Source organism: Pseudarthrobacter sp. PvP004 (assembly GCF_017876035.1).
Taxonomy (GTDB): Bacteria; Actinomycetota; Actinomycetes; order Actinomycetales; family Micrococcaceae; genus Arthrobacter; species Arthrobacter aurescens_A.
In genome coordinates, this window is record NZ_JAGINL010000001.1 from 2,520,591 (window position 1) to 2,536,430 (window position 15,840).

The window sequence follows — 15,840 nt, forward strand, 5'->3', positions numbered from 1 at the left end:
CGGAAAGTGGTGCGCTGGCTACAACGCCGCCACCAGGACGGAGCCGAGGGGCGCAACCCCAGTCCCAGACACACTCATTCCCACCCCGCGCACCCCTTCCCGTCCCGCGCACCCCTTCCCGCCCCGCGCACCCCTTCCCGCCCCGCGCACCCCTTCGTCGCCAGGAGCGCACCCTTTCCCCCATTGCGCACCAGAGGTTACGGGTGCGATCGGCGGAAAGTGGTGCGCTGGCTACAACGCCGCCACCAGGACGGAGCCGAGGGGCGCAACCCCAGTCCCAGACACACTCATTCCCACCCCGCGCACCCCTTCGATACCAAGAGCGCACCCTTTCCCCCATTTCGCACCAGAGGTTACGGGTGCGATCGGCGGAAAGTGGTGCGCTGGCTACAACGCCGCCACCAGGACGGAGCCGGGCGGGGGCAACCCCAAGTCCCAGACACACTCATTCCCACCCCGCGCACCCCTTCCCGTCCCGCACACCACCTATGCACCAAGGACTGCGCCGTTTCCGCCCCGCGCATCTGATCGCTCTTTCGGCAGAGATCATCGCCACACCGCTTCCGGGAATAACTTCACACACGCCCCACTCAGGGCCGGAAATGCGGGGATGAACCGGCAACGAGGTTCCCAAGCGCGCGTAACATTTCTCAACGTTCGTTCGCTATGTTATTTGAGAAGCACCTAACGTGTTCCGGTGAGCACCTCAACCAACACTTCCCCAGCAGCTGGCAAGACCGGCTTCCGGCTCCCCAAGTGGGCCGGTTCCTTCGGCGTCCAGATCATCGCAGCCCTCATCATCGGCCTCGTCCTCGGCCTTATTGCCAAGTATACGGGCAGCACCAAGACCGCCCCCAACGGCCTCGGCGCTACTCTCCAAACGATCGGATCCAGCTACGTCTCGTTGCTGCAGACCGCCGTCGTTCCTTTGATTTTCACCGCCGTGGTGAGCTCCATTGCGAATCTGCGTCAGGTCTCCAACGCTGCCCGACTCGCATGGAACACGCTGCTCTGGTTCGCCATCACTTCGCTGGTTTCGGTGCTGATCGGCATTGGGCTGGGCGTCCTCCTGCAGCCCGGCGCAGCCACGGGTATCACCGAAGAGGCCAAGTACACAGGTAAGACCGGCGACTGGTGGGCCTTCCTGATCGGCCTGTTCCCCAAGAACTTCCTTGGACTCGGTGCCAGCTCCACCGTCACTGAAAGTGCCAACGCCGCCACAACGGTCAGCACTGCAGTCAACTTCAACGTGCTCCAGATCCTGGTGATCGCCATCGCCATCGGCGTTGCAGCCCTCAAGGTGGGCAAGCAGGCCGAAGCCTTCCTGACGTTCAACGCTTCCGCACTGGCCGTCATCCAGAAGGTCCTGTGGTGGATCATCCGTATCGCTCCGCTTGGCACCATCGGCCTGATCGGCAACGCTGTGGCCATCTACGGCTGGGACACCATCGGCTCCCTGGGTAAATTCACCGCAGCCATCTACATCGGTTTGGCCCTGGTGCTCTTTGTCCTTTACCCGATCCTGGTCCGCGTCCACGGCCTCTCCGTCAAGCAGTACTTCTCCGGTGTTTGGCCGGCCGTGCAGCTGGCCTTCGTCTCCCGCTCTTCCATCGGCACACTGCCGCTCACGCAGCGCGTCACTGAGCGGAACCTGGGCGTCCCCTCCGGCTACGCTTCCTTTGCCGTGCCGCTCGGTGCCACCACCAAGATGGACGGCTGCGCAGCAATCTACCCGGCCATTGCAGCGATTTTCGTGGCACAGTTCTTCGGCATCAACCTGGACTTTAGCCAGTACCTGCTCATCGTGCTGGTCTCCGTCCTCGGTTCCGCCGCTACGGCAGGTACCACCGGCGCCGTCGTCATGCTCACACTGACCCTGTCCACGCTGGGACTTCCGCTGGCCGGCGTCGGCCTTCTGCTGGCGATCGATCCCATCCTGGACATGGGCCGCACCGCCGTCAACGTGGCAGGCCAGGCACTGGTTCCCGCCATCGTGGCCAAGCGCCAAGGCATCTTGGACGAGTCGCTCTACAACGCACCCCGCAACGGCGCCGCATTCGCTGATGAGTTCGCCGCCGACAAGGCAGCGGCTGAAAACAACGAGCGCGAGCTGGCCGACTCAAAGGCCTAGGCTCAGCCTCTTTGGAACGGCGCAAATCCCCCGGGGAGTTCTCCCCGGGGGATTTCCCCGTTTAAGGGGTCAAGTCTGGATAGGCTCGGACCATGTTGATCGTCACCTCCAACGAAATCCCGGGCCACCGCATCGACGCCGTCTTTGGCGAAGTCATGGGCCTCACTGTCCGTTCACGCGATATTGGCTCACAGATGCTGGCCGGCTTCCGCTCCCTGGGCGGCGGCGAGCTGCCCGAAATGACCAAGGCCCTCTACGAAAGCCGCCAGGAAGTGATGGCACGCATGGTCAACGAAGCACAGCAGCGTGGCGCCAACGCCATCGTGGCCATGCGTTTCGACACCTCGGAAATGGGCACCAACTGGACCGAAGTGTGCGCCTACGGAACCGCCGTGTACGTGCTGCCTCTTGGGGAGGGTGAACCCGGAGCCACCGGGCAGTCTGTCTACTTGACCAAGACGGCGGCCCAGCAGTCAGCCCAGCCCACTCCCCCGGCCCCGCCGGCTCCTCCGGCGCCGCCGCACCAGTTCTGAGCCAAGCCCTCCTTTGATCCCGCCCTAGTTTGCTCCCCTCTCCACTCAACGGGGAGGGGAGCAAACGAAGGCGGGTTTTTTCGTGCGCTCAAAGCCGCTCAAATTGCGCAGAGTGCAAACTTGCACTTAGTGTAAGTATGTGACCCAAACCAGTAGCCAGGATGCCACTGCGGAGTCGTCCGCCACAGCTGAGACCACCGCGCCCTCACGGCGCGAACTCAACAAGGCGGCCACCCGCAGTTCTATCGCCTCCGCCGCCCTGGACCTTTTGCGCAGCAACGGGTCCGGCAATTTCACCGTGGAAGACATCGCAGCCAGCGCGGGTGTATCACGGCGAACCTTTTTCAACTACTTCCCCAGCCTTGAAGCCGCGCTGGCGTCCGTAGCCGACGGCTTCATGGACCACGCATTGGAACAGTTCCGGCTGCGTCCCAAAGACGAGTCCATCCTCGAATCCGCGCAGGCCGCCCTCATGGCCCTGGCCGATCCCATGTCCGTTGCCCCCATGGCCGAGTTGTTCAGCTTGACCCAGGACAACCGATCACTGGCCCGCTCCGAATTGGAAGCCTGGGAACACTGCACCGAGCAGATCATTCACGCCGCCCGCAGCAGGCTCGGCACGGGCATCAGCGAGCTCTACCTTCATGCCCTCGCGGGTTCTGTGATCTCCTGCGGCAAAGCGGCGATGACCGTCTGGTTCGTCGAGCGCGGACCCGACCTCTCGGCGGAATCCCTGGCGGTCCTCCGCCAGCACCTCATCGATGCGATGGGTCTCCTCGGTGCCGGCTTCGCGCCGCCGTCGAACGCGTTCCCACAAGCCGCAACAGCCTCACCTTCCGTTCCAACCACCAAAGATCGGTTCTGACATGGCCTCGTTCCTCTACCGTCTCGGCAAGTTTTCGTATCGCCGCCGCTGGCTCGTCATCTCCATATGGCTGGCCGTCATGGTGGCAGTGGGCGGCTCGGCCGCAGCGTTCCACGGCACCATGTCCAACAACTTCACCATTCCGGGCACTGAAACCCAGCAGATGGCCGACAAACTCAAAGAGGCCCTGCCCGACTCCTCCGGCGGCTCTGCCAGCGTGGTCTTCGACGCCGGAGATGCCGGCTTTGACCAGGCCAAAAAAGACGCGGTCGCGGCTGCACTCACCAAGCTTGAAGCCCTGCCTGACGTGCAGGGAACAGTGAACCCGTTCACCACCCAGGAGCAACTCGACAAGTCCGCCGGCGAAATCGCCGCCGGTGAAGCTCAGGCCGCCGAAGGGCAGACCCAGCTGGATGCCGCCCGCGCACAGTTGACTGCGGGCGAAGCGCAACTGGCAGGCGCCGAGCAGCAACTGGCAGCCTCCGGCCTGACGTCGGCACAGATTGAGGCGCAGCTGGCTCCGCAGCGCGCCGAACTCGCCGCAGCCAAGGAAAAGCTCGACGCCGGAACCAAGGAAGCAGCCGACGGCGCCACAGCGCTGGCACTGGGCAAGCGACAGCTCGAAGCCTCTCAAGGTCTGCGCTTTGTGTCCAGCGATAACAAAGCCGCAATCGCACAGGTCCAGTTCAAGACCTCCATCAACGCCGTTGACCCCGCCGTCCGCGAGGAAGTTCAGGAGATCGTCCACGGCGTTTCGTCGGCAGGCGTCACGGCCTATGCCAGCAAGGAAATCACCGAGGACGTCTCGGAAATCTTCGGTGTAGCTGAAATCGTGGGCGTCGCTGTGGCTGCCCTGGTCCTGATCCTCATGCTCGGCACTCTCATCGCGGCCGGACTGCCCCTTGTCATGGCGCTGATCGGCGTTGCCGTAGGTGTCGGCGGAACGTTCGCGCTCACCAGCGTGATCGACATGAGCTCCATCTCCCCCATGCTTGCCCTGATGCTCGGCCTTGCGGTCGGCATCGACTACTCCCTGTTCATCGTCAACCGCCACCGCACACAGCTTCTGGCCGGCATGGACGGGGAAGAGTCCGCAGCACTGGCCACCGGGACGTCCGGCAACGCAGTGCTGTTCGCAGGCCTCACTGTCATCATCGCCCTCGCTGCCCTTGTGGTTCCCGGGTTGCCCTTCCTTGCAGTGATGGGTGTTGCCGCCGCAGCGACAGTCGGCGTAGCCGTCGTCGTGGCTTTGACGCTGACACCCGCCGTACTGGCCCTGATCGGCCGCCGACTTATCTCCAAGCGCGCTTGGGCCAAGGCCGAAAAGCACAACGCCGAGCCGGGCCACGAAGCTGCCGACCGTGAACTCGAAGAGAAGCGAAGCAGCGGAGGCTGGGGTGGTTTGGTCACGCGTCGTCCGTGGGTTGCCCTCGTAGCAAGCGTCGTTCTGTTAGGTGCCTTGGCGCTGCCTGCCTCCCAGCTGCGGCTGGCACTTCCCGACGGCGGCTCCGAGCCGGTCGATTCGCAGGCCTTCAAGGCGTATGACCTCACCCGCAGCAGCTTCGGTGAAGGCATGACCGGGCCCATCATCGTGGTGGGCGAATTCCCCGAAGGCCTCAGCGAGAACGATGCCAAGAACAAGCAGTTCGACGTCGCGGATCAGCTCCGCAGCGTTGAGAATGTCATCGCCGCCGTTCCCATTGCACTGAGCGACGACCGCCGCACCGCCGTCTTCCAGGTCATCCCGAAGGAAGGTCCGGCCAGCGCCGGCACAGTGCAGGTGGTGTCCGATCTCCGCGCGAAGGGCACCGGCATCAGTGAGGACCTGGGCGTGAAAATCGGTTTGACCGGCCAGACGGCCGGCAACATCGATGTGTCCGAGAAACTTGGCGCCGCCTTGCCGCCGTACTTGGCGATCGTCGTCGGACTTTCACTGCTGCTGCTCCTTCTGGTGTTCCGCTCCATCGTGGTGCCGCTGCTGGCCACCGGCGGGTTCCTGCTATCCCTCGCTGCCGCGTTCGGTGCCGTGGTTGCTGTTTACCAGTGGGGTTGGCTGGGAGGCATCTTCGACGTCGCCAATCCAGGCGCTGTCCTGAGCTTCCTGCCCATCATCCTGATCGGCGTGCTGTTCGGACTCGCGATGGACTACCAGGTGTTTATTACATCCGGCATGCGGGAGTCGTTCATGCACGGTGAGTCCGCCAAGCATGCTGTCCGCTCCGGGTTCAGCCACGCGGCAGCCGTTGTCACCGCGGCCGCGATCATCATGGTCAGCGTGTTCTCCGGCTTCATCTTCAGCCACCTCACCATGGTCCGGCCGCTTGGCTTCGCGATGGCATTCGGTGTGCTGATCGACGCCTTCGTGGTTCGCATGACCATCGTCCCCGCAGTGATGTATCTCTTGGGCGAGAAGGCCTGGTGGCTGCCCAAATGGCTGGAACGCATCCTCCCTGACGTGGATGTTGAAGGCGCCAAGCTGGAGCGGAGCGACCGTTCAAAAGCCGGATCCGAGGAACTGGTCCATTAGCCCTCTCTCACATCACAGCTGATATATCCGAACGCTCGCTCACTTGCTTCAGGCAAGTGAGCGAGGGTTCGGTTTAAGCACCCGGGATGTGAGAGAGGGTTCGCCGTAAGCACGCGGGATGTGAGAGAGGGTTCGTATTAGGCTGGGAGGCGTGACCCGATTGATCCTTGCCTCCCAGTCCCCTGCCCGCACCAAGCTCCTCACGGAAGCCGGGATCCGGCATGACGTCCTGGTGTCGGACGTTGATGAGGATGCGGTGCAGGCAAAATACGGTGTGACGGACGCCCACGACACCGCTTTGTTGCTGGCACGGGCCAAAGCCGAAGCCGTCGCAGCCCTCCCCGAAGCCGAAGGTGCCTTGGTCATCGGCTGCGACTCTGTCTTTGAGTTCGACGGCGAGTCCCACGGTAAGCCCTACACGGCGGAGGTCGCCCGGGAACGGATGCTGCGCATGAGCGGCTCGCAGGGGGTGCTTCATACAGGGCATTGGCTGGTTGACTGCCGGGACACCGCCGCTGACGCAGACGAGGATGCAGCAGGTGACGAGACCCCCGAAGGCACGGGCGCCACAGTCGGAGCGGTTTCGAGCGCCGAGGTCCACTTCGCCCGGATGAGCAGCAACGACATCGACGCCTACATCGCCACTGGAGAGCCCCTTCATTGCGCAGGCTCCTTCACCATCGACGGTTTGGGCGGGGCCTTCATCCGCAAGGTGGACGGCGACCCGCACGCCGTCGTCGGGCTTTCCATTTCCACACTCCGGGACCTGCTGGTCCACGCGAACGTTGGCATCACGGAGCTGTGGGACGCGAATAGCCAGTAAAGGCAATTTGTAGCAACCCTACAAAGGAACATCGCCTCACACACGGAATCCCCCATCAATATGGGCGGAACCCTCACAATCGCGCTAGGCTCCTCAAGGACAGAAGGAGTCAACAACTTGTCAGCTAACCCGGCGCAGCCCATTTCCAGCCCTCTCACCAAGGTCTTGATTGCCAACCGCGGCGAAATCGCGGTCCGCATCATCCGAGCCGCCCGGGACGAAGGCATTGCCTCCGTAGCCGTTTACGCCGACCCCGACCGCGACGCCCTCCATGTCCGCCTCGCCGACGAAGCCTACGCTTTGGGTGGCAATACCGCCGCCGAGTCGTACTTGGTGATGGACAAGATCATCGACGTCGCCAAGCAGTCAGGCGCCGACGGCATCCACCCCGGCTACGGGTTCCTCGCGGAGAACGCCGAGTTCGCGGCTAAGGTCATTGAAGCTGGCATCACGTGGATCGGCCCGTCCCCCGAGGCCATCTCGGCCTTGGGCGATAAGGTTCAGGCCCGGCATATTGCCGAAAAGGTGGGCGCTCCCCTGGTCCCCGGCACCGCCGACCCCGTTGAGTCCGCGGACGAGATCCTGAAGTTTGCTGAGGAGTTTGGCCTCCCCGTTGCCATCAAGGCAGCTTTCGGCGGTGGTGGTCGCGGCATCAAGGTTGCCCGCACCATGGACGAGATCCCGGAGCTGTACGAATCCGCAGTCCGTGAAGCCGTCGCAGCTTTCGGCCGCGGCGAATGCTTCATCGAGCGCTTCCTCGACGCTCCCCGCCACGTTGAGACCCAGTGCCTGGCCGACGCATACGGCAACGTCGTGGTGGTTTCCACCCGCGACTGCTCGTTGCAGCGCCGCAACCAGAAGCTCGTGGAGGAAGCTCCCGCTCCTTACCTCAGCGAAGAGCAGAACAAGCGACTGTACGAGTCTTCCAAGGCCATCCTGAAGGAAGCCAACTACTTAGGCGCGGGCACCTGCGAGTTCCTGGTGGGCCAGGACGGCACTATTTCCTTCCTTGAGGTCAACACCCGCCTCCAGGTGGAGCACTGCGTCTCCGAGGAAGTCACGGGCATCGACCTCGTCCGCGAGCAGTTCCGCATCGCCCGCGGTGAAGCGCTTGGCTATGACGACCCCGAGGTCCGCGGCCACTCCTTCGAGTTCCGCATCACCGGCGAGGACCCGGGACGCAACTTCATGCCCGCCCCCGGCACCATCACCACTCTGAAGAACCCGACGGGACCCGGCGTCCGGATCGATTCCGGCATTGAGCAGGGCGACGTCATCAGCGGCAACTTCGACTCAATGCTCTCCAAGCTGATCGTCACTGGCGCTTCCCGCGAGCAAGCCCTTCAGCGTTCACGTCGCGCCCTTGAAGAGATGGTGGTGGAGGGTATTCCCACCGTCATCCCGTTCGACCTCGCCGTGGTCACCGACCCCGCCTTTGCCCCGGCGGAAGGACCGTTCAAGGTTCACACGCGCTGGATCGAGACCGAGTTCGTCAACAGCCTCCCGGCATGGTCGGCAAGCGGTGCCGGTACTGAAACGCCCGACGCCGGTGAGCGCCAGCGCGTCGTCGTCGAGGTTGGCGGCAAGCGCCTTGAGGTCGTCCTGCCGTCCGGCCTGGGTGGCGGCGTCGCCGCGGTTTCCAGCGGTTCAGGCTCCAAGTCCGGCAAATCCAAGAAACGCTCCCGCTCGGCTGGTGCCACGGCTGCAGCTGCCGGTGGCAATGCCCTGACGTCCCCCATGCAGGGCACCATCGTCAAGGTGGCAGCCTCGGAAGGTGATGTTGTGGCCGAGGGCGATCTGATCGTGGTCCTGGAAGCCATGAAGATGGAGCAGCCCCTGACTGCCCACAAGGCCGGTACTGTGCGTGGCCTTGCTGCCACCGCCGGTGAGACCGTTGCCGCCGGCGCAGTCATCGCGACCATCGAGGACTAACGCCAAGAACCTCTTAACGACGCCGGCCCCGCACCGTTTGGTGCGGGGCCGACGTCGTAAGCGGGGTACTTAGGCGACGTTGTTCTCGTAGTCCATGTCCTTGGTTTCGCGGGTCAGCCAGAGCGCGATGAAGGTGACCACCGCAGCGGCGGCCATGTAGACACCTACCAGCCACGTGCTGCCGTTGGCTGCGGACCAGAGGGCAATTGCCACGAACGATGCCGGGGCGGCTCCGATCATGGAGGACAGGTTGTACGCCACAGCCGAGCCCGTGTAGCGGACGTTGGCCGGGAACAGTTCCGGAAGGATCGCCGCCATGGGACCGAAGGTCAGGCCCATGAGCGTGAAGCCCACAATGAGGCCAACCATCGCCGCTGCCTGGCCGGGACCAAACATGGTGAACCAGAGCGCACCGAACACGAAGATGCCGGCGGTGACGCCCAGCAGGAACTTGCGGCGGCCCCACTTCTCAGCGAGCGGTCCGGAGACCACGGTGAAGATGCCGAAGAAGACGACGCCGATGATCAGCATCCAGAGGAAATCGGACCGGGTGATTCCCAGGCCGGGGACGAACGCCGCGATCTGTTCTGCCGTCATGGGTGTGCCGGCCTTCTCAGCGGCTGCCTGCGCACCCGCCAGGGTGGGCTTGGTGCCGTAAGACAGCGTGAACGTAGTCATGATGTAGAACAGCACGTAGGTGGCAAACATGATGAACGTACCGGCCACCACGGGGCGCCAGTGGCTCTTGAGGGTGGCGGCGAGGGGCACCTTCTGCACCTTTCTTGCTCGATCACCTTGGTGAAGGAGGCGCTCTCCACCAGCTTCAGTCGAACGTAAAGGCCCACCACAACCAGCACCGCGCTGAGAATGAACGGAACACGCCAACCCCACGCAAGGAACTCTTCCGCGCTGAGCGACACGTTCATCCAGATGAAGATGACGTTGGCGATGATGAAGCCGATGGGTGCACCCAACTGAGGGAACGTTCCGTAGATGGCGCGCTTACCTTCGGGGGCGTTCTCGGTGGCCAGCAACGCTGCGCCTGACCACTCTCCGCCCAAAGCAAGGCCCTGGAAGAAGCGGAGGATAACCAGCATGATCGGGGCAAGGATGGCCCATCCCGGCATGGAGGCCGTGGGCAGGAGACCGATGAGGAACGTGGCGATACCCATGGTCAACAGCGAGGCGACCAGGGTGCCCTTGCGGCCGATCTTGTCACCGAAGTGGCCGAACACCACTGCGCCAATGGGTCGGGCGAAGAAGGCAACACCGAAGATGGCGAACGCACTGAGCAGCGCGTTGATGTCAGTGGCGTCGGGGAAGAAGAGCTTGGGGAAGACGAGTACTGACGCGGTGGCGTAGGCGTAGAAATCGTAGAACTCGATCGTCGTGCCGATCAGGCTCGCGAAGATCACCTTGCCCCGTGAGTTCACTGGCTTAGTGGACTCACCTTCCTTGGATGGTGCGGTGGAAGACATGTATTTGCAGCTTTCTTTTGCGCCGGCCGATGCCCCAGAACCTACCGGCGACGGATTATTCGAGAGTTCAATAATAGTTCCCGCTGTCCATTGACCGGACAACCAAGTCCAACATGCGGACACACAAGAAAATCTCACCTTGTGGTCCGCGCCACATTACCTCACCATTGCCTCACGCGCCGGTGACCCCGCCGATAGGGAAATGTCACAGCACGTTTACAAACGGCGCCCGTCCACGAAATGCGCGAAACCTACCTTGGAATAACAACGTCCCCCACCAAGGAGGCACTCCGTGACTGTTGACCGCTCCGCAGAAGAACTGGCCCCCGTCCAGTCCACTGCAACCGCCACCCCCACCCTTGAGCACCGCCCCGGCCGCTGGATTGCCAACTGGGACGCCGAAGACAAGGGCCAGTGGGAAGCCGAAGGCCGGTCCATCGCCAAGCGCAATCTCTACTGGTCGATCTTCGCCGAATTCCTCGGCTTCGTCGTCTGGCAGCTGTGGTCCATCGTGGTGGTCCAGCTCCCCGCAGCAGGCTTCACGTTCGACACCAACCAGATCTTCTGGCTCATCTCCATCCCCAGCCTCGTAGGCGCAACACTCCGAATCCCCTACACGTTCATGGTTCCCAAGTTCGGTGGCCGGAACTGGACCATCGTCTCGGCGCTCCTGCTCCTGATCCCCACCACAGGCCTTGCCATCTGTGTGTCCAACCCGGAGACGCCCTTCGGTGTCATGCTCCTCATGGCCGCACTCGCCGGCTTCGGTGGCGGCAACTTCGCCAGCTCCATGGCCAACATCACCTTCTTCTACCCTGCCCGCGAAAAGGGTTGGGCGCTGGGCCTGAACGCGGCCGGCGGAAACCTTGGTGCAGCCGTCGCACAGCTTGTTGTCCCCATCGCCATCACCTTGCTGGCTGCCGGGACCGTCAACCTGCCGATGGCGGGCATCATCTGGATCCCACTGATCATCATCGCCGCATTCGGCGCCTACAAGTACATGAACAACCTCACCAGCGCCAAGGGTGATGTGGCCGGTTCCCTGGCCGCCCTCAAGGAACCTCACCTGTGGATCATGGCGTTCCTCTACATCGGTACGTTCGGCTCATTCATCGGCTTCGCGGGCGTCTTCCCCAAGCTGATCAAGGACTACTTCCCGGACTTCTCCTCCATCCACGTCGGTGCCGTTGCATTGTCCCTTGCATTCCTCGGCCCGCTGGTCGGATCCTTGGCCCGTCCCTACGGCGGACGCATGGCCGACCGTATGGGTGGCGCCCGGATGACCATCGCCTCGTTCGCCTCCATGGCCGTCATCACCCTGACCATGATCTGGACCCTGCCACTGAAGAACTTCTGGCTCTTCCTCACCCTCTTCCTGCTACTCTTCCTGGCCAGCGGCTTTGGAAACGGCGCGACGTACCGCATGATCCCGGTCATCTTTGCAACGTCCAGCCGAGCAGCCCGTTCAGGCGCCACGAGCGCCACCACCGCACGGCTCGCTTCTTCCTCGTTGGGCCTGATCTCCGCGATCGGCGCCTACGGCGGCTTCGTCATCCCTCAGGTGCTCAATGCCTCCAACAGCGCCAGCGGCTCCTACACACCGGCGTTCTACGGATTCGTTGGAGCCTACGTCCTGATGCTCACCGTCTGCTGGGTCTGCTACATCCGCCCCGCCCAGAAGCGCAACACGATCGGACACATCTAGATGCCCAACGGCGCCGATACCCACTGCCCCTACTGCGCGCTCCAGTGCGCCATGACGCTGACCCCGGCTGCACCTGCAGCCGGGGCAGTGCCCGCGCCGGACGCAGCACCCGCCGCGCCCCTGGAAGTTTCCGGGCGTGACTTCCCCACTAACCGGGGCGGGCTGTGCCGCAAAGGCTGGACATCGGCGTCGTTGTTGCGTCACAACGGGCGCGTCACGGAGCCGATGCTCAAGGGATCGGACGGCGTGCACCAGCCCATCTCCTGGGACCAGGCGCTCATGCTCATCACGGCCGCCGTCAAAGACACCCAGCAGCAGTACGGGAACGACGCCGTCGGAGTCTTCGGCGGCGGCGGCCTCACCAATGAGAAGGCGTACCTGCTGGGCAAGTTCGCCCGGCTGGCCCTGCGCACGTCAAGGATCGATTACAACGGCCGGTTCTGCATGTCTTCGGCAGCGGCTGCAGGCAACCGGGCGTTCGGCGTGGACCGCGGCCTCCCCTTCCCCGTCACGGACCTGGACACCGCGTCCGTGATCCTCATGCTCGGTTCCAACGTTGCCGAGACCATGCCTCCGTTCGTCCAGCACCTGCAAAGCGCCCGCGACGCCGGCGGGCTGATCGTTGTGGACCCTCGACGCTCGGCTACTGCTGCTTTCACGGGCGACGGCGGCGGCCTCCACCTGCAGCCGACGCCCGGCACCGATTTGGCGCTCCTTTTGGGCATCAGCCACGTGGTGGTGCACGAGGGACTCGCCGACGCCTCGTACATCGAGAAGAACACCAGCGGTTACGCAGCCGTGGTGCGCAGCCTCAACGCTTTCTGGCCGGAGCGCGTCCAGTCCATCACCGGCGTACCGGCCACCCTCATCCGCGAAACCGCACGCCGGCTCGCCCAAGGGGCCCGCGACGGTGGCAGCTACATCCTCAGCGGCCGTGGCGTGGAACAGCACGTGGACGGCACGGACACCGCCACCGCAGCCATCAACCTCAGCCTTCTCCTTGGTCTCCCCGGCTCGGCCCGCAGCGGCTACGGCACGTTGACTGGCCAGGGCAACGGCCAAGGCGGCCGCGAGCACGGCCAAAAGGCTGATCAGCTTCCCGGCTACCGCAAGATCACCGATCCCGCTGCCCGCGCCCACGTCGCCGGCGTGTGGGGCGTCGACGAGTCGTTGATCCCCGGACCCGGCCTGCCCGCCGTCGAACTTCTCAAGTCGCTGGGAAAGCCCGACGGCGTCCGTTGCCTTTTCGTGCACGGCGCCAATGTGGTGGTGTCCGCTCCTGATACCAATGCAGTGATCCAGGGGCTCCGCAGCCTGGACTTCCTGGTGGTCTGCGACTTCTTCATGTCCGAGACGGCTGCCGAAGCGGATTTGGTTCTGCCGGTCACGCAGTGGGCCGAGGAAGAAGGAACGCTCACCAACCTTGAAGGGCGTGTGATTCGTCGCCGCCGCGCGCTAACCCCTCCCCCGGGTGTCCGCAGCGAGTTGTGGCTCATGGCCCGGCTTGCCGGGATGCTTGACGCTCCTTCAACGTTCAGCGATGACCCCGAGACCGTCTTCGAAGAGCTGCGCTTGGCTTCTGCTGGCGGCCTGGCTGACTACTCGGGCATCGATTACGCCATGCTGGACCGCGGTGAAGCTGCCTACTGGCCGTATCCGGTGGGCAGCACTGGTACCCCCAGGCTGTTCGGCGACGGATTCGCCCATGCTGACGGCCGGGCCGTCATGGTGCCGGTGACCCCGTCCAAGCGGGCTGTCCGTTCCTTTGCGGACGACTCCCTGGCCCTTGCCACCGGCAGGCTTCTGGAGCACTACCAGTCCGGCGCCCAGACGCGCCGCGTGAGCGAACTCCTCGCATCGCAGCCCCAGGCCCGGCTCCTTATTCACCCGGCTACGGCGGCCTCGCGCGGCATTGCCGACGGCGACTACGCCACCGTCACGAACCAGCGCGGCGAAGTGCTTTGCCGTGCCGAGCTCAGCAACTCGGTCCGCCCGGACACCGTCTTTCTGCCGTTCCACTTTCCCGGCCAGGAAAACGCCAACCGCCTCACGGAGGCGGCCACAGATCCCATTTCCGGTATGCCGGAGTTCAAGACCAGCCGGGTATGGGTCCGGCGCGCGGTTTCCACCCAGGACCCGCACTCTTACACCGTCCCTGAGGGCACGCGGCTGCCACTGCACGTCAAGGAGGCATCATGAGCGAGCGCATTGTTGTTGTTGGATTCGGGCCGGTCGCTGCCCGGCTCGTGGACGAACTGCTCCCCGCTGTCCGCACCGGGCTGGTGCAGTTGCTGGTCATCGGGCAGGAAAGCGAAGCTGCGTATAACCGCGTCATGGTGGCTGAACTCGCTGTCGGCCGCACCACTGCCGAGGCTTTGGCCATGGCTGATGCGTCCGAATTGGAGTCCGACGGCGTGGAAGTGCGGTTGGGCGTCAAGGTCAAAAGGATCGACCGTGCCCGCCAGAACGTAGCGCTGTCCGATGGCAGCACTGAACACTACGACCGTCTGGTGTTCGCCACCGGGTCCCGTCCCGTGATTCCTAACCTGACCGGACTCAACCCGGATCCTTCCGGACCTGTGCTTCCAGCCGGCGTTACTGCTTTGCGCGATCTGAAGGACGCAGCCGTGGTCCGTGCCGCCGTCGCTGACGGCAAGCGAGTGGTGGTGCTTGGCGGCGGCGTGCTGGGCCTGGAGACTGCGCTCGCGGCCGCCGAAGAAGGCGCGCAGGCCACTGTGGTTCACAACGGTCCCTTCCCGCTGGGGCGCAGCATCGACCGCGGCAGTGGCTCCGTGCTCACCAGCAGCCTGCGCGCCGGCGGCGTCCGGATAGCCGGCAACGCGCGTTCTACAGGCGTGGAAACGGCTGGTCCCGGCGGCAGCTTCTCCGCTCTGCTGCTGGATGACGGCTCCGCGATCGACGGCGACCTGCTGGTGTTGTCCTGTGGCGTCCGCCCCCGCATTGAACTGGCTGAGGGCTGTGGCCTTCCTGTGGGGTCCGGAATCCTGGTGGACCACCACCTGCGGGCCTATCACGAGCCCCACATGTTCGCGATTGGAGACTGCGCGGAAGTGCGGTGCCCGGATGCTGCCTGTGTCGAGTGCCGAACAGCCGGCGGGCCCTCAGGTTTGGTGGGTCCTGGTTGGCGTCAGGCCGAATGGTTGGCTGAGTACCTCGTGGTCCTGGCCCGTGACGGCCAGGCCGCCGCCGAGGCACTGGAAGCCCTGCCCATGGAGAAGCCCGGAGTGGTGGTCTTGAAGGCGCGGGGCATCAACCTTGCGGTGGCAGGCGACAACCAGGCCGATCCTTGGGATGAGGAGCTCCTGGAAGCCGGTGCCGCGTCCGGGCGTGCCCGCCGGCAGATCTCCCAGTGGGCTGATCCTGAACACGGCCGCTACGTGAAGATGACCACCCGCGGCGGAGTGCTGGAAGGCTTGGTAGCGGTGGGCATGCCCCGGACCGCTGCTGAGCTTGTGGTGCTCTTCGAGCGTTCCTCGGAGCTGCCCGCTGACCGGTCCCTGCTGCTCCGCTTGGATGGACCCGACCAACTCGATGCCGGAGCCGCCACCAGCAACGATCCCCAGCGGACCGTGTGCCGCTGCGCCGGAGTGAGCGCGGCCAGCATCGAGACTTCCGTGGTGGAGGGCTGCAGTACCGTGGGCGAGGTCTCCAAGGCCACCCGCGCCGGAACAGGCTGCGGGGGCTGCCACGAGGACATCAAGGGGATCATCGAAAAACATTTCCAAGCGGCTGCCGCCTGAGGCCGCATAGCCCCCTCTACGCCGTACAGTTGCCAGCACCCTGAAAGGCTGCGAAATCGCCGGTCCGGAACCGCGGTCTCGCAGC

9 protein-coding genes and 1 pseudogene are annotated in these 15,840 nt (G+C 64.2%); 9 read left to right on the forward strand and 1 reads right to left on the reverse strand.

Translation table 11 applies throughout. The features are described 5' to 3' along the window. The first annotated feature begins 697 nt into the window (after nucleotides 1–697). The 6 genes from J3A64_RS11305 (at nucleotide 698) to J3A64_RS11330 (ending at nucleotide 8,811) form a co-directional block, all read left to right on the forward strand. Nucleotides 698–2,131, forward strand: coding sequence for a dicarboxylate/amino acid:cation symporter (locus J3A64_RS11305; protein WP_011774136.1), 1,434 nt, complete (start codon nucleotides 698–700; stop codon nucleotides 2,129–2,131). A gap of 92 nt (nucleotides 2,132–2,223) precedes the next feature. Further along, complete coding sequence (locus J3A64_RS11310; RefSeq protein WP_011774135.1) at nucleotides 2,224–2,664, forward strand: YbjQ family protein; 441 nt, start codon at nucleotides 2,224–2,226, stop codon at nucleotides 2,662–2,664. A gap of 139 nt (nucleotides 2,665–2,803) precedes the next feature. Further along, the gene (locus J3A64_RS11315; protein ID WP_210064325.1) at nucleotides 2,804–3,529 is read left to right on the forward strand and encodes a TetR family transcriptional regulator; all 726 of its coding nucleotides are present in this window, start codon (nucleotides 2,804–2,806) and stop codon (nucleotides 3,527–3,529) included. Nucleotide 3,530: 1 nt separating this feature from the next. Then, on the forward strand, nucleotides 3,531–6,056 hold the full coding sequence (locus J3A64_RS11320; RefSeq protein WP_210064326.1) for an MMPL family transporter: 2,526 nt from the start codon (nucleotides 3,531–3,533) through the stop codon (nucleotides 6,054–6,056). A gap of 151 nt (nucleotides 6,057–6,207) precedes the next feature. Next, nucleotides 6,208–6,879, forward strand: coding sequence for a nucleoside triphosphate pyrophosphatase (locus J3A64_RS11325; RefSeq protein WP_011774132.1), 672 nt, complete (start codon nucleotides 6,208–6,210; stop codon nucleotides 6,877–6,879). A 60-nt stretch (nucleotides 6,880–6,939) separates the two neighbouring features. Continuing rightward, nucleotides 6,940–8,811, forward strand: a complete 1,872-nt coding sequence (locus tag J3A64_RS11330) for a biotin carboxylase N-terminal domain-containing protein (protein WP_014921175.1) — start codon at nucleotides 6,940–6,942, stop codon at nucleotides 8,809–8,811. Between the two features lie 69 nt (nucleotides 8,812–8,880). On the opposite strand, the pseudogene J3A64_RS11335 reads toward J3A64_RS11330, so the two are convergent. Further along, nucleotides 8,881–10,289: pseudogene (locus tag J3A64_RS11335) on the reverse strand (MFS transporter). Between the two features lie 292 nt (nucleotides 10,290–10,581). On the opposite strand from J3A64_RS11335, the gene J3A64_RS11340 reads away from it, so the two are divergent. The 3 genes from J3A64_RS11340 to J3A64_RS11350 are packed head-to-tail and all read left to right on the forward strand — an operon-like array spanning nucleotide 10,582 to nucleotide 15,755. Then, nucleotides 10,582–11,994, forward strand: coding sequence for an MFS transporter (locus J3A64_RS11340; protein ID WP_011774129.1), 1,413 nt, complete (start codon nucleotides 10,582–10,584; stop codon nucleotides 11,992–11,994). Further along, on the forward strand, nucleotides 11,995–14,193 hold the full coding sequence (locus tag J3A64_RS11345; protein ID WP_210064327.1) for a molybdopterin oxidoreductase family protein: 2,199 nt from the start codon (nucleotides 11,995–11,997) through the stop codon (nucleotides 14,191–14,193). Then, nucleotides 14,190–15,755: an FAD-dependent oxidoreductase gene (locus J3A64_RS11350; protein ID WP_014921172.1), complete on the forward strand. Its 1,566-nt coding sequence runs from the start codon at nucleotides 14,190–14,192 to the stop codon at nucleotides 15,753–15,755. Before J3A64_RS11345 ends, J3A64_RS11350 begins: the two co-directional genes overlap by 4 nt. The last annotated feature ends 85 nt before the right edge of the window (nucleotides 15,756–15,840 follow it).

Coding starts and splice junctions, on each gene's coding strand:
- J3A64_RS11320 (WP_210064326.1), top strand. CDS start 3,531: ATGGCCTCGTTCCTCTACCGTCTCGGCAAGTTTTCGTATCGCCGCCGC.
- J3A64_RS11345 (WP_210064327.1), top strand. CDS start 11,995: ATGCCCAACGGCGCCGATACCCACTGCCCCTACTGCGCGCTCCAGTGC.
- J3A64_RS11350 (WP_014921172.1), top strand. CDS start 14,190: ATGAGCGAGCGCATTGTTGTTGTTGGATTCGGGCCGGTCGCTGCCCGG.
- J3A64_RS11310 (WP_011774135.1), top strand. CDS start 2,224: ATGTTGATCGTCACCTCCAACGAAATCCCGGGCCACCGCATCGACGCC.
- J3A64_RS11330 (WP_014921175.1), top strand. CDS start 6,940: ATGGGCGGAACCCTCACAATCGCGCTAGGCTCCTCAAGGACAGAAGGA.